This is a genomic window from Kitasatospora sp. NPDC093679, assembly GCF_040683455.1.
Taxonomy (GTDB): domain Bacteria; phylum Actinomycetota; class Actinomycetes; order Streptomycetales; family Streptomycetaceae; genus Kitasatospora; species Kitasatospora arboriphila.
In genome coordinates this window covers 179,517-192,898 of the sequence record NZ_JBFBDW010000011.1, presented here as the reverse complement: position 1 = coordinate 192,898, position 13,382 = coordinate 179,517, and the positions used below count along the sequence as shown (strand labels likewise).

Genomic DNA, 13,382 nt, shown 5'->3' with positions numbered 1-13,382 from the left:
GACACACATGGCGGCGATCTTCGCGGACACCTTGACCGCAAAGATCACCACCAGCGGATCACGCCACGCAGTTGATCAATTACCCAACACTTTCTGAGGGCCGCCGCGGCGCTCCGGGACGGCCCGCCGGTGCGACCCGCAGGCGTGACCCGCCGCCGCGGCGGCGGACGCTCCGTCAGACGGGCAGCCTGCGCAGCTTGAGGGTGTTGTCGGGCCGGGTGGCCGGCCGGCCGTCGGGGCCGGTCATCGGCTGCAGGAACTCCTCGCTGGTCAGCAGTTCCCACTCCCCCTCGGGCAGCTCCAGGGCCGCGTGGACCTCGGCGGGCGTGGGCAGCCCGGCGTGGTTCCTGCACTCGGACCCACCGTGCCCGAGGCGGTGCTCCCCGTCGGCATGACCGTGCTGCGCGTGACCGTGCTGCGCGTCGCCGTGCTGCGGGTGGTCGTGCCGGTGGCCGTTCCCGGGGTGACCGTCGGCGCCCGGCTCCTGCTGCCAGGACGGTGCGCCGGCGTGGCCGACCACCAGCAGCGTCCCGCCGGGCGCGACCGCCTCGGCGGCCCGGCGCAGGATCGCGTCCCGCGGCAGCTCCACGTCGGAGTGCAGGTACTGGGCGCACACCAGGTCCCAGCTGCCCTCCGGGAAGGCCGCGGCCAGGTCGGCGCGGCGGAACTCGATCAGGTCGGCGAGTCCGGCCTCCCGGGCGTGCTCGGCGGCCCGACCGAGGGCGACCTCGGAGATGTCGACGGCGGTGACCCGCCAGCCCTGCGCGGCCAGCCAGACGGCGTCGGCGCCCTCGCCGCAGCCCAGGTCGAGGGCGCGGCCCGGCCGCTCCCCGGAGACCTCGCGGACGAGCGCGCCGTTCGGCCTGCCGCTCCAGATCCGCTCGCGCTCCCCGTAGCGGGTGTCCCAGAACGCGGCGACGTCGCCGCCCTCCGGCGGTCCGGCCGCGTCGGCCGGACCTGCGGGATCTGCGGGATCTGCGGGATCTGCCGCGTCCGCCGGACCTGCCTGGTCCCCCGGCTCCGCCAGCCCGTGCCGGCGCTCGCCGAGGACGCGTTCGCACACCTCCTGCTCCCCGGCCGCCCCGAAGGGGTCGCGGCGGGCGGCGACGGCCCGGCGGACCTCCTCGGCGACCAGGTCGGCGTTGATCGCCGCGGCCGCCCTGACACCGGCGGCCGCGGCCCCGACCACCTGGTCGAAGGGATCGGCCGCGTTGCCCGCCACCCAGAGGCCGGGAACGGCCGTGGCACCGGTCGGGTCCGCGGCGATGCGGCTGCCGATCACCTGCTCGCCGTTGACCACGTCGACGGGCTCCAGGCCGAGGGCTGCCGGCACGCCGCCGCGGGCGGTGAAGCGCGGCGCCACCACCAGGGCGCGGCAGGCGACCGTCCGGCCGTCGGCCAGCCGGACGCCGGTCAGTGCGCCGTCGGCGGTCTCCACCGCGGCCACCTCGCCGGGCACCACGGCGATGCCGCGGGCGGCGAGCCCTTCGGCCTCCTCGCCGGTCGGCGCCGCGGCGGTGTGCAGCAGCAGCGTCACGTCGTCCGTCCACTGCCGCCACAGCTGCGCCTGGTGGACGGCGAGCGGACCGGTGGCCAGCACGGCGACCGGCAGCCCGCGGGCCTCCCAGCCGTGGCAGTAGGGGCAGTGCAGCACGTCGCGGCCCCACCGCTCGGCGAGCCCGGGCACCTGCGGCAGCTCGTCGACCAGGCCGGTGGCGACCAGCAGCCGTGCCGCCGTCACCGCCGTCCCGTCGGCGAGGGCGAGCCGGAAGCCGCCGTCGTCGAGGCGTTCGGCGCCGACGACGGTGCCCGCCAGGAACCGGGCCCCGTAGCCCTCCGCCTCGGCGCGGCTCGCGGCCAGCAGTTCCTGCGGCGGGACGCCGTCCCGGCTCGGGTAGCCGTGCACCCCGGCCGCGGGGGCGTTGCGGGGCCTGCCGTCGTCGACCACCAGCACCGAGCGCCGGGCACGGGCGAGGGTGATCGCACCGGCGAGTCCGGCGGCGCCGCCGCCGACCACCACGGTGTCGTACGGCTGCGCGGTGTCCGCGGCCGGTTCGGGGAGCTTCGGGGATTCTGTCGTCATGGTGTGGACCTCCGTTCTCCTCGATCGTCGGCGGGCCGCCCCGGCTTGACAAACATTCTTGCCGAACCGGCAAATGGAGGCATGGCGGACGACGACATCAGCGGTGTACTGGCAGGTGTGGGGCCCCGGCTGCGGGCGCTGCGGCAGAAGCGGGGTACCACCCTCGCCGAGGTGGCCGAGGAGACGGGCATCTCGCTGAGCACGCTCTCCCGGCTGGAGTCCGGGCAGCGCCGCCCGACGCTGGAGCTGCTGCTGCCGCTCGCCAAGGCGTACGGGGTGCAGTTGGACGAGCTGGTGGGCGCGCCGCCGACCGGCGACCCGCGGATCCACCCGCGCCCGTTCACCCGGCACGGCCAGACCTTCGTGCCGCTCACCAAGCACCTCGGCGGGCTGCACGCCTACAAGCAGATCCTGCCCGTCCGACCGCTGCCCGAGGGCACCCGGCCGGCCCTGGGCACGCACGAGGGCCACGAGTGGCTGTACGTGCTGTCCGGCCGGCTCTGGCTGGCGCTCGGCGACACCGACCTCGTCCTGACCGCCGGCGAGGCCGCCGAGTTCGACACCCGCACCCCGCACGGCTTCGCCAACGCGGGCGACCGGCCGGTGGAGTTCCTGTCGCTGTTCGGCGCACAGGGCGAGCGGATGCACGTCCGGGCCCGACCTTCCGGGGGCTGAGCGGCGCCCGGGCGCGGCGGCACCGGAACGGGTGCGCCGCGAGTGACCGGTGGGGCCGGTGGTCGTTGAGGGGCATGGCGCGCGGCTCGACCAGGTGCCGCCGGGCCGTCGGGGCACGGCGGCCGCGCGCGCCGCCGACCGGCCGTGGAGGGGTTGTCCGTGGGGTTGTCCATGCAGAGCGGTGGGAGTGCGCGGGCGGGGCGGGCCCGGCTGGCGGCACGCTGCCGCACGGTGACGGAGGCGCCCGCCTTCTCGCTCATGGTGTTCGCCGCGATCCTGGTCAACGCGGCACTGCTCGGGACGGAGACGTACAGCGGGCTCGCCGCCGAGTACCAGCAGGGCCTCCAACTGGCCGAGCGGGCCTGCCTCGGGGTGTTCACGGTGGAGATGCTGCTGCGGCTGGGCGCGCACGCGGACCGGCCGGGGCAGTTCCTGCGCGACCCGTGGAACCTCTTCGACCTGGCCGTCCTCGCCTCGGCCTTCCTGCCGCTGGTCCGCGAGAACACCACCGTGCTGCGGCTGCTGCGGCTCGCCCGGGTGCTGCGGACGGCCCGGTTCCTGCCGCAGCTGCGGGTCCTGCTGGTCGCGGTCGGCCGCAGCCTGCCGGGCACCGTGAGCTTCCTGTTCGTCGGCGCCCTGGTGCTCTACGTCTACGCGATGGTCGGCTGGGTCTGCTTCGCGGACAGCGACCCCGGGCACTACGGATCGATCGGCCGGGCGCTGCTCACGCTCTTCCTGCTGATGACCCTCGACGGGCTCGGCGAGGCGGTGCACGCGGGGCTGGAGATCTCCCGCCTGAGCATCCTCTTCTACGCCTCCTACGTGCTGCTGGCCTCGTTCGTTCTGGTGAACGTGCTGATCGGCGTGGTGCTCAACTCCCTGGACGAGGCCCGCGCCCTGGAGGCCGAGGAGGCCGCCGGGCCGGAGGCCGGCCGGCGGGACGCACCGCGTGCCGGACGGCACGGCGGCCCGGCCGGGGCCGAGGAGCTGCGCGAGCGGATCGCCGCCGTCCGGCTCGCCCTCGCCGAGCTGGAGGCCGGCCTGGAGGCAGGCTCGGGGCCGGGCTCGGAGGCGGGCCCGGAGCCGGGCCCGGCAAACGGCCCTGACGGTGCGTCGGGACGTCCGGTCGGCGCCGGCGCAAGTGCCGCGGTGACCGCGGCGAGCGTGGACACCGTGGCCTGACCGACGCACCGGCCCGCGGGGGTACGTACTCCCCGAAGGCCGCTCGGCGGCAGTTCGCGTTCGGTAGCATACGCAGCGTCGGCAGGTCCGAGCTGCCCCGGGGGCGGCGATCCGAGCAGGAGAAGCCCGTGGCCACGCAGATCCCCCCGACCCCTCCCGTCACGGGGGTCGCCGTGCCCGAGCTGTCGCCCGCCGAGGTGGAGCGGTGGCGCACGACGGGTCGGGGAATGCCCGAACTGCTCCGCCGGGTGGCCCGGTTGGGCCCGGTGGCGGGTGTCCGGCTGGACGGGCGGCCGACCGTGCTGGTCACCGGCCCGGAGGCCGTCCAGCACGTGCTGGGCCGCAATCCGGACCGCTACGTGAAGCGCTCGCACCGCGGCCGGATCCTGCTCGGCGACGGCGTGCTCTCCGCCTCCGGCGAGGCCTGGCGGGCGCAACGGCTGCTGCTGCAGAGCCAGTTCACCGGCTCCGGGATGCGCCGCTGGGAGCAGCGGATCGCCGCCGCCGCACGGCACACCGCCGCCCGGTGGGCCGAACACGCCGACGCGGGCCGCACGGTGGACCTGCGCGAGGAGATGCACCGGTTCGCGCTGGACACCATCTGGCGTTCGCTGACCGGCCATCCGCTGGAGGACCGGACGGTCACCGAACTCACCGCGCTGGAAGCCGTGGTGGCCGTCCTGCCGGTGCTGCCGTCGAACGCGGAGGACGCCCGGTCGGCGGTGGCCGGGGAGCTGGCGCGGATCGACGCGGTGGTGCACGGCGCGATCGAGGCGGCCCGGTCGGCGCCGCCCGGCCCGCACGGGCCGGGCCTGCTGCACGTGCTGCTGTCGGCGGCGCAGGACCGCCCGGAGTACACCGACCGGTTGATCCGGGACGAGTTCGTGACCCTGATGGTGGCCGGGCACGAGACCACCGCGACCACGCTGACCTGGCTGTACCTGTTCCTCGCCGAGGACCCCTCGGCCCGCGCCCGGGCGCTGGCGGCCGGGCCGGCCGGCTCCGAGGAGCGCCGCACGGCGCTCCGGGCGCTGGTCAGCGAGACGCTGCGGCTCTACCCGTCGGCCTGGCTGCTGCCCCGGCACGCCGTGGAGGAGGACCTGCTGACGGGCTTCCGGATCGAGGCCGGCAGCGAGGTGCTGGTCTGCCCGTACCTGGTGCACCGCGACCCGGAACTGTGGCCGGAGCCGGAGGTGTTCGATCCGCGGCGGTTCACCGTGCCCGGGCTGCGGCCGGCCGATCCGGGCGCCTACCTGCCGTTCGGCATCGGCGCGCGGGCCTGCCTCGGTCTGCAGTTCGCGCTGCGGGAAACGGTCGCACTGCTGGAGCTGCTGCTGCCGTCGTTCGAGGCCGTACCGGCCGGGCCCGCCCCGGAGCCGTCCTTCGGGATGGTGGTGCGGCCGGGCCGGCCGGTGCCCGCAGTGCTGACCCGGACCGGCTGACGGCCGGGTGGCCGGGCTCAGGGCGGGGTGTCGCCGCGCCAGTCCCAGTGCCGGGGGTCGCCGGTGCGGGGCGCGTACTGGGCGCGGCCGCCCGGGCCGTGGGAGCCGATCTCGGTGGGCAGCGCGGCCCCCTCGGCGAGTTCGGCCTCGCTCCAGCCGGTCACGTCGAGCAGCAGTCCGTCGAGCGGCCCGGCGACCAGTTCGCGGTAGGCGTGCCCGGGCTGCGGCCCGGGATCGGGATCGTCGTAGTCGGCGCCGTAGACCCGCCCGCGCATCAGGTGCTCGTCCATGACGGCAGGATCGCAGCCGCCACCGACAGCGCCGTGCCGCGGCACGCCCCCGGGCCGGACCCGGTCAGCCGCCGGGCGCGAGTCCGGCGGCGATCCCGTCGAGGACGACGTCGAGTCCGGCCTCGAAGGCGGTGGCGGGGTCGGTGTGGGCGCCGTACCGGACGGCGGCGGCCAGCGCCGGGTAGTTGCCGGCGGCGAGCACCCGGGAGAGGTAGGGGCCTTCCGAGCGCCGCCAGGCGTCCTTGTCCAGGCCGGTGTCCCGCTCGGCGCGCAGTTCGGCGGTCTCCCGGCGCAGCGCGCCGACGAGGTAGTCGTCGACCGTCCCGACCGCGCGCAGCACGGCGTCGATCCCGAGGAAGCCGGGCGCGCCGTAGAGGGCGGCGAGGACGGCCTCCCGGTTGCCGAGCGCGTTCGGGCCGAGCCCGGGGCGGCCGCCCAGCAGGTCGGCGAACCAGGGGTGGCGGAGCGCCGCGCGCCGGGTCCGGTGGGCGGAGGCACGCAGCACCGCGCGCCAGTCGCCGTCCGTGCCGCCGGGGTCCGCATCCGGTGCGCCCGCGTCCGGAGCGTCCGGGTCCGGGGCGGCGATCTCGCCGTGAACGGCGTCGGCCATGAGGTCGAGCAGTTCCTCCTTGGTCGAGAGGTAGCGGTACAGCCGCATCGGGCCGGCGTCGAGGGCTGCCCCGACCTTGCGCAGCGAGACCGCCTCCAGCCCGTCGGCGTCGGCGAGTTCGACGGCGGCGGCGACGATCCGTTCGCGGCTCAGCGGGCTCGGTGCCGGTCGGGCGGCAGGCTCCGGACGCTCCCACACGCTGGACCGGGCCGCTCCTGCGGCACCGTCCGCCCCGTCCCGCCGCACCATGCCCGACCTGCCCTTCCGCGGTCCCTCCGCACCGGGGCTCACAGTACGCCGTCGCGGCCGATACAGTGTATCGACCGATACGCCGTATCGATCCGGTGGCGGCGCCGCCGGATCCGGAGGAGGGGGACACCGTGGAGACCGACATCCGAAGCCCGCGGATCGCCGTGGTCGGGGCCGGGCCGGGCGGCCTGACGCTCGCCCGGATCCTGCACCTGCACGGGATCGAGGCCGTGGTGCACGAACGCGACCGCGACCGCACCGCCCGCCCCCAGGGCGGCACGCTCGACCTGCACCGGGAGAGCGGACAGCGGGCGCTGCGCGAGGCCGGGTTGGAGGCCGCCTTCCTGCGCGCCGCCCGCCGCGAGGGCCAGGACCTGCGCCTGCTCGACCACACCGGCACCCTGCTGCTGCAGGAGGACACCCCGGACGACGCCCCGATGGACCGGCCCGAGATCGACCGCGCCGACCTGCGGGACCTGCTGCTGGATTCGCTGCCCGCCGGCACCGTCCGCTGGGGCCGGACCTTCCGGTACGCCACCCGCCGGCCGGACGGCGGACGGCGGCTGCACTTCGAGGGCGGTGCGACGGACGACTGCGACCTGCTGGTCGGCGCGGACGGCGCCCACTCCCGTGTCCGCCCGCTGGTCACCGCCGCCCGGCCGGCCCACCTCGGCAGCAACACCGTGGAGAGCGGCATCTCCGCCGCCGACCGCAGCCACCCCGAGCTGTCGGCGCTGGTCGGTCGCGGCAACTACTGGGCGCTCGGCCCGGGCCGTTCGCTCGCCGCCCAGCGGCAGGGCGGGGGGCGGATCCGCGTCTTCCTCTCCTTCCACACGCCCGAGGACTGGCTCGCCACCTGCGGCGTCCCCTTCGCCGACCGGGACGCCGCGCGCCACGCCCTGACGGGCCTGTTCGCCGACTGGGCGCCGCAGTTCCGGGCGCTGATCGAGGCGTGCGACGAGCCGTTCGTCCCGCGTCCGCTCACCGCACTGCCCGTGGGGCTGACCTGGCCCTCCGTGCCCGGCGTGACCCTGCTCGGCGACGCCGCCCATCTGATGCCCCCGGTCGGCCTCGGCGCCAACACCGCCATGCTCGACGCCGCCGAACTCGCCCGGGAGATCGCCGCCGCACCGGACGACCTCGCCGGGGCCGTCCGCCGCTACGAGACCGCCATGTTCGAACGCAGCGCCGTGGCGGCCCGGGAGTCGGAGCGGATCACGGCGATGCTGATGTCCGAGGACGGCGCGGCCCGGCTGGTCCGGTTCTTCCGGCCCGACGGCGAGGGCACCGCGGACGCCTGACGGTCAGGCCAGGCGCAGGGCGTCGGCGAGGTCGGGCCCGGTGCTGCGCCAGCAGGAGACGTCGTTGGCCGCGGAGACCAGGTCGCCGAGGTGCCAGCCGCCGTCGGTGTCGCGGACCGCGCAGAGGCCGTCCCACTCGACGGCGAGATCGGCGGTGATCGGTGCGCCGTGCACGGTGACTCGGCCGAGGGGGTCGAGGACGCGTGCCTCCGGGCAGCCGGTGAGGCGCCGGACGTCCGCGAGCGTCCACTCGTCGGGCAGTGGCAGGTCCTCCTCGGTGCGTGCGGCGAGGAGTTCGGCGACCGCGACACCCAGCCGGGGCCGGACCCACTCGCCGTCGCGTTCGATGCCGAGGACACCGCCGAGGAAGGCCATGTCGTAGGTACCGGCCAGGGTCTCCCAGCGGAACGGCACCCGCGAGACGTGGCTGGGCAGGTGCAGCGCGTCCGTCTCCGTCCGCCCGAAGGCCTCCTTGGGCACGGGACCGTCGTCGGTGTACCGGTGGGCGAGGAAGGCGGTGATCCACCCGGTGACGGTGTCGCCGCCCGAGGCGGACTCCCACGAGTAGAGGGACCGCCAGAACTGCTCGTCGGTCCGCCGGCCGGCAGCCGTGGCGGCGATCTCGTCCAGCACCGGGAGCAACCCGGCCAGCCAGGGGCGCAGTCCGCTGAGCCGCTCCCCGAGCCCGCGGGTGCGGTCGGCGAGCAGTTGCCAGTCCTCGGGCGTGCCCTCCAGCCGGACGCGCGGGATGCCGCACATGGTCACCCAGCGGAACCGGTAGTACGGGCTGACCACGTCCATCAGCGCCACCAGGGCCGCGGCGGTGTCCGTCGGGGTGGTGGTGGAGAACGGGGGCAGGAAGAGCTCGGTGGTGGCCTCGCCGAGGTTCCGGTGCAGCGGCTCGCGGACGCGGCGGATCGAGCGCTCCCAGTCGGCGGGGGCCGCGTCGTCGCGGACCACGATCGTGCGGGTGTACCCGGGGGTGTCGGTGAACAGGTGCGCGTAGCGGTCGGCGTTCAAGCGGACGTGGACGGCGCTCTCGTGGACGACCGTGTACCAGAGCACGTCGGGCGAGAGGCTGAGCGGCAGGTGGGCGGCGAAGCACAGGTGGAGGGCGCGCAGCAGCAGGCTGGAGGAGGGCTCGGCCACCGCCGGCACGCCGGTGGGCAGGCCGATCAGCCGCTCGGTGCTGCGGTGGTGGATCCGGGCGGGGCGGGCGAGCACCGCGTGCAGGAACCGCTCGGTGCCCAGGTCGGTGACCTCGGCGGCCAGGCCGGCCGCCTCGGCGTCGGCCTCGGCGTCGGAGGTGAGCGGCAGGTCGATCTCGAGGGCCATCGGCACCCTTCGGGTAGCTGTCGGGCGGAGCGCGCCGATGGTAGGGGGCCGCCCGGGGTGGGCGCCAAGGCGTTTTCGCGGCGCGGCCCCGGGTCACTCCTCGGCGGCGGGGAGCCACCGGTCGAAGGGGATGAACTCGCGGTCCCACGGCGCGTCCCGGTCGAGTTCGGCGACGGCCTCGGGCGTCCGCAGCAGGCAGCGGTGGCGCAGCAGGTCGCGCCGCTCCCGGGGGGGGTCAGCAGCCGTTCCCGGGGGCTCAGGTTCTCCGGGTGGTCGAGCGCCAGCACGGGACTGCCGTCGACGGGGCGGTCGCCGTCGACGTTCAGGTGGTCGCCGGACGGGGTGCGGTAGTCGAGCCGCAGGTCCGTCGACCACTGCGAGTTGCCGCCCCAGCCCCTGGGAGAGGTCGACCGTCCGCCGGTGGCGGCGGCGGAAGGTCCGGTACAGCGGCGAGCGGTCCGCGGCGCCGCGCCGGGCGTGCGCGGCGCCGGCCCGGACGCGGACGCCCGCCCGGGAGAACAGCAGTTCGCCGAGCATCAGGCCGGGCCAGAGCACCTCGGTGACCTCGATCGGCGCCGCCGGGTGGTCGGCCTGTTCGACCTCGACGATCTCGTGCAGGAAGGGGTCGAAGCCGCCCCCGCTGAACGGGGTCATGCCGAGGCCGGTGAAGAGCCCTGACTGATCATTTCAAAATGAGTTCGACTCAGGGGCTTGGCAGTTGAGGTGGCCGGGCGGCAGAGTGCTGCACGTGTCGGATGATCTTGCGCCGGACGGCCTGTGGGAGCGGGTGGCTCCGCTGCTGCCGCCACGTCCGCCGCGACGCCACCGATACCCCGGGCGGCTTCCCGCGGATGACCGTGCCGCTCTGCGCGGCATCGTGTACGTGCTGTGCAAGAGCGTGAGCTGGCGGGACGTGCCCGCCGAGCGGACCGGCTGCAGCGGGATCACGGCCTGGCGGCGGCTGCGGGACTGGAGCGAGGTCGGCGTGTGGCCCTGCCTGCACGAGGTCCTGCTCGCCGGACCGCGGGCCGCGGGACTGCTCGCGATGGACGACGCCGCGATCGACGGCTCGCACATCAGGGCGCTCAAAGGGTGGCTCACACCGGACCTTCGCCGATCGACCGGGGCCGGCCGGGCGGCAAGCACCACCTGATCGTCGACCGGCGCGGCGCTGATCGTCGCTCCCGATTCCCGCGCCCGGGTCACAGTCGTCCGGGACGGCAGCGGCACGCGCCCTGCCGTCCCGAACGGCTGTGAGACGGAGATCGCGGCTACTCGGCGTAGGGCTGGTCGGTTCCCTGGGCGCTGTAGCCGAGGCTCCAGATGTAGCCGTCCGGGTCGGCGAAGGTGCCGCCGTAGCCGCCCCATGGCAGGGCGCCGGCAGGCTTGAGGATCGTGGCGCCGGCCTTCTCGGCCTCTGCCATGATCTCGTCGACCCGCGTCTGGCTGCGGACGACGTAGGTGAGAACCAGTCCGCTGAAGCCGCTTCCTTCCGAGCCGGTGCCCACCTGGTCGGCCAGGCCTTCGCGGCTGTAGAAGCCGACGGGCGAGGCGCCGTCCGACTCGAAGAACACCGAGATGCCGAAGTCGCTCTGGATCTTCCAGCCGAGTCCCTCGGTGTAGAACTGCTTGGCCCGGTCCATGTCCCGGACGCCGAGAAGGATCGAGCTGACGTGAGCCTTCATGTCTTTCTCCTTGTACATGGTGGTTACGTGGTGCCTGTGGGGGTGGTCGTGTGCCCGGCCGGGCATCGGGCAGGGCCCGGAAGCCGCCCCGGCGGGTGTGTTCGCCGGTGAGACGGAGACCGGTCGCGAGCGTGGTGCTGTCCGGTCCTGCCGGAGGCCGAGGTCGTCGGCAACGGCAACGGCGGCCACCCGGCGGCCGCCGCCGACGTCCTTCCGCAGGGCGGCTAGTGGCGAGGAGGAGGCGCCGCGGGGTCTGCTGGACGTTCTCGGCCCTCCGATAGCAGAGCGGTCCGGCCCTGCCGATGTCGGCGGGGGGGTTCAATCCGTTGGCTCTGGCCCGACGCATGAGACCGGCGTGCCGGATTCGGCCGGTGGGCCGCACCGGCGGCCGGCCGTCCGGCATTGGTCCCGCGTTTTCGGGCTGTGGTTGGGCGTGGCCTTGTGCCGGTTCGCGGTGAGGGTGGGTGGATCAGCCCCAGGAGGTGCCAGCTGGCTCGCGGACCACGGAGTTGAGGCGGTTGAAGAAGTTGGTGACGCCGATCAGCAGGATCAGCGCGGAGAGCTGCTCCTCGTCGTAGTGGCCGCGCAGGCGGTCCCACAGTTCGTCGGGCACCGCGTCCTTGGAACGGTCGGCAAGTCTGGTGGCCCGTTCGGCGAGTTCGAGTGCGGCGCGTTCGGCGTCGCTGTAGAACGGGGCCTCCCGCCAGGCGGCGACCGCGGCGATCCGGTCCTCGCTCTCGCCCGCCTTGCGCAGGTTCTGCACGTGGGCGTGGACGCAGGCGCTGCAGCCGTTGAGCTGGCTGGCGCGGAGCGCGACGATCTCCTGCAGCTCGTGCGTGATTCCGCCCTGGCCGACGGCCTTGATGATGCTGCCGATGCCCTTCATCGCGTCGGGCAGGACGAACGCGGGGTTCCTCATGCGTGGTTCCATGTCGTCCAGCCTTGCGGCGCACCGTCATCCGATCAACGTAAACTTCCGCGCTGATCGACAACCGTGGGGTTATCGGTCGAGGACACGGGGGGGTGGAGTGGAATTCCGGGACATCGAGATCTTCCTGGTGCTCGCCGAGGAGTTGCACTTCGGCCGGGCCGCCGAGCGTCTGCGCGTATCCCAGGCACGAGTCAGCCAGGCCCTCAAGAAGCAGGAGCGCCGGATCGGTGCCGTGCTGTTCGAGCGCACCAGTCGTACGGTCCGGCTGACCGACGTCGGCCGGCAACTGCGCGACGATCTGCTGCCGGTGTACACGGGTCTGCACGAGTCGCTGGAGCGGGCCAGGATGGCCGGGCGGGGCGTGACCGGGCGGCTGCGGATCGGCATGATGCCGTTCAACATCGTCGACCTGCACCACTACTGGCGTGCGTTCCGCAGGCGCCATCCCCGATGGGAGCTGCAGATCAGACCGGCGCCGTACGCCGACCCGTTCGGCGCGCTGCGCGACGGCGACATGGACGTCTTCGTCGCCTGGCTTCCGGTGGAGGAAGCGGATCTGACCGTCGGTCCGGCACTGCTCACAGACCGTCGGGTGCTGGCCGTGGCCGACCACCACGAGCTCGCCGGGCGCGACACCGCGCCGCTGGAGGCGTTCGCGGATTTCGCGCACGCCACCACCACCGGTGTTCCGGGCTACTGGGAGGACAGCTACCTGCCCTTCCACACTCCGCGCGGCCGCGCCATCGAGCGTCCCCATCTGGTGCGGGGCCCGGACGAGTTGATCAGTCTGATCTCGATGGGCGACATCGTGCAGACCTTCCCCGGCCACGTGACCCGGTACTGGGGCATGCCGAACATCCGATGGCTGCCGGTGCCCGATCTGGCCACCCTCAGCTACGTGCTGGTCTGGCGCGGCGAGGCCGAGAACGACGCGATCCGCGCGCTCGCCGACACCGTACGCGACATGGGCACGCTCGTGCTCTGATCCGTACCTGTGTCTGATGATCAGAAACAGGCGATACCCGCCCGGGCCTGCCCTAGCTGGACTGACCCGTGGTCAGGGGCTGACCGCGCTCGCAGGTCCACGGTCGGACCACCGCCACCCGACCGTGCTCGACCGGCCGGTGACCTCCCCGACCACCGCACTGACACCGTGGGCCGAACCCCCGGGCTGCGCGACTTCCGCTACCGCGTGGAGGCAGCGCGAGTGGTCAACGCGCGAGGTCGGCATGACCGGAACCACTGACTCGTCCCGGGTTCGCGTCGCGGGAGGGCGCGCCGTCGCCTGCCGCATCCCGTGCAACGCCGGCCGGCCGGCGCGAGGGTGTCAGGCGTCCTGCCAGGCGAACGCGGTGCCGAGTGTGGTGGTGATCAGCCAGCCGAGGACGGGGATGCCCGGGGCGCCGGCGAGCGGCCGCCGTGTCCAGATGAGGCCGAGGCTGCCGAGGAACGCGAAGGGGGCGACGCAGACGGCGACGACGGTGGGGCTCGGCCGCGCGCCGGAACGCGACCGGGTCAGGCCGTGGGCGGCAAGCGCCGATCCCAGGCCGGCCAGCAGGGCTGCCTTTACTGATCATTTCAAAATGAGTTCGACTCAGG

Annotated in this window: 12 protein-coding genes and 1 pseudogene; 6 read left to right on the top strand and 7 right to left on the bottom strand. The window is 74.5% G+C overall.

All coding sequences use genetic code 11. The features are described 5' to 3' along the window. Positions 1-175: 175 nt before the first annotated feature. Positions 176-2,083, bottom strand: a complete 1,908-nt coding sequence (locus AB0O09_RS12740) for an FAD-dependent oxidoreductase (protein WP_363541611.1) — start codon at positions 2,081-2,083, stop codon at positions 176-178. Positions 2,084-2,164: 81 nt separating this feature from the next. Here AB0O09_RS12740 and AB0O09_RS12735 point away from each other — a divergent pair, with 81 nt between their 5' ends. The 3 genes from AB0O09_RS12735 (at position 2,165) to AB0O09_RS12725 (ending at position 5,382) form a co-directional block, all read left to right on the top strand. Continuing rightward, positions 2,165-2,758, top strand: coding sequence for an XRE family transcriptional regulator (locus AB0O09_RS12735; RefSeq protein WP_363541610.1), 594 nt, complete (start codon positions 2,165-2,167; stop codon positions 2,756-2,758). A 171-nt stretch (positions 2,759-2,929) separates the two neighbouring features. Further along, positions 2,930-3,940, top strand: coding sequence for an ion transporter (locus tag AB0O09_RS12730; protein ID WP_363541624.1), 1,011 nt, complete (start codon positions 2,930-2,932; stop codon positions 3,938-3,940). A gap of 128 nt (positions 3,941-4,068) precedes the next feature. Next, on the top strand, positions 4,069-5,382 hold the full coding sequence (locus tag AB0O09_RS12725) for a cytochrome P450 (protein WP_363541609.1): 1,314 nt from the start codon (positions 4,069-4,071) through the stop codon (positions 5,380-5,382). A gap of 17 nt (positions 5,383-5,399) precedes the next feature. Here AB0O09_RS12725 and AB0O09_RS12720 read toward each other — a convergent pair whose 3' ends face one another. Beyond that, the gene (locus AB0O09_RS12720) at positions 5,400-5,672 is read right to left on the bottom strand and encodes a hypothetical protein (RefSeq protein WP_363541608.1); all 273 of its coding nucleotides are present in this window, start codon (positions 5,670-5,672) and stop codon (positions 5,400-5,402) included. A gap of 64 nt (positions 5,673-5,736) precedes the next feature. Then, a complete protein-coding gene (locus AB0O09_RS12715; RefSeq protein ID WP_363541607.1) occupies positions 5,737-6,531 on the bottom strand; it encodes a TetR/AcrR family transcriptional regulator in 795 nt (264 codons plus the stop codon). A 131-nt stretch (positions 6,532-6,662) separates the two neighbouring features. Here AB0O09_RS12715 and AB0O09_RS12710 point away from each other — a divergent pair, with 131 nt between their 5' ends. Beyond that, complete coding sequence (locus tag AB0O09_RS12710; RefSeq protein ID WP_363541606.1) at positions 6,663-7,832, top strand: NAD(P)/FAD-dependent oxidoreductase; 1,170 nt, start codon at positions 6,663-6,665, stop codon at positions 7,830-7,832. Between the two features lie 3 nt (positions 7,833-7,835). Here the strand turns inward: AB0O09_RS12710 and AB0O09_RS12705 are convergent, their stop codons facing one another. Both AB0O09_RS12705 and AB0O09_RS12700 read right to left on the bottom strand, forming a co-directional pair. Then, entirely contained in the window at positions 7,836-9,167 is a 1,332-nt protein-coding gene (locus AB0O09_RS12705; RefSeq protein ID WP_363541605.1) for a DUF4419 domain-containing protein, read from the bottom strand. A gap of 93 nt (positions 9,168-9,260) precedes the next feature. Continuing rightward, on the bottom strand, positions 9,261-9,821 hold the full coding sequence (locus tag AB0O09_RS12700; RefSeq protein ID WP_363541604.1) for a hypothetical protein: 561 nt from the start codon (positions 9,819-9,821) through the stop codon (positions 9,261-9,263). Positions 9,822-9,915: 94 nt separating this feature from the next. Here AB0O09_RS12700 and AB0O09_RS12695 point away from each other — a divergent pair. Then, positions 9,916-10,328: pseudogene (locus tag AB0O09_RS12695) on the top strand (transposase); the annotation flags it as partial. Between the two features lie 110 nt (positions 10,329-10,438). Here AB0O09_RS12695 and AB0O09_RS12690 read toward each other — a convergent pair. Then, complete coding sequence (locus AB0O09_RS12690; protein WP_344626840.1) at positions 10,439-10,852, bottom strand: VOC family protein; 414 nt, start codon at positions 10,850-10,852, stop codon at positions 10,439-10,441. A 469-nt stretch (positions 10,853-11,321) separates the two neighbouring features. Then, positions 11,322-11,771 carry a carboxymuconolactone decarboxylase family protein gene (locus AB0O09_RS12685; protein WP_363541603.1) on the bottom strand — a complete coding sequence of 150 codons (450 nt, stop codon included), beginning with the start codon at positions 11,769-11,771 and terminating at the stop codon, positions 11,322-11,324. Between the two features lie 109 nt (positions 11,772-11,880). On the opposite strand from AB0O09_RS12685, the gene AB0O09_RS12680 reads away from it, so the two are divergent. Further along, a complete protein-coding gene (locus AB0O09_RS12680; RefSeq protein ID WP_363541602.1) occupies positions 11,881-12,768 on the top strand; it encodes a LysR family transcriptional regulator in 888 nt (295 codons plus the stop codon). The last annotated feature ends 614 nt before the right edge of the window (positions 12,769-13,382 follow it).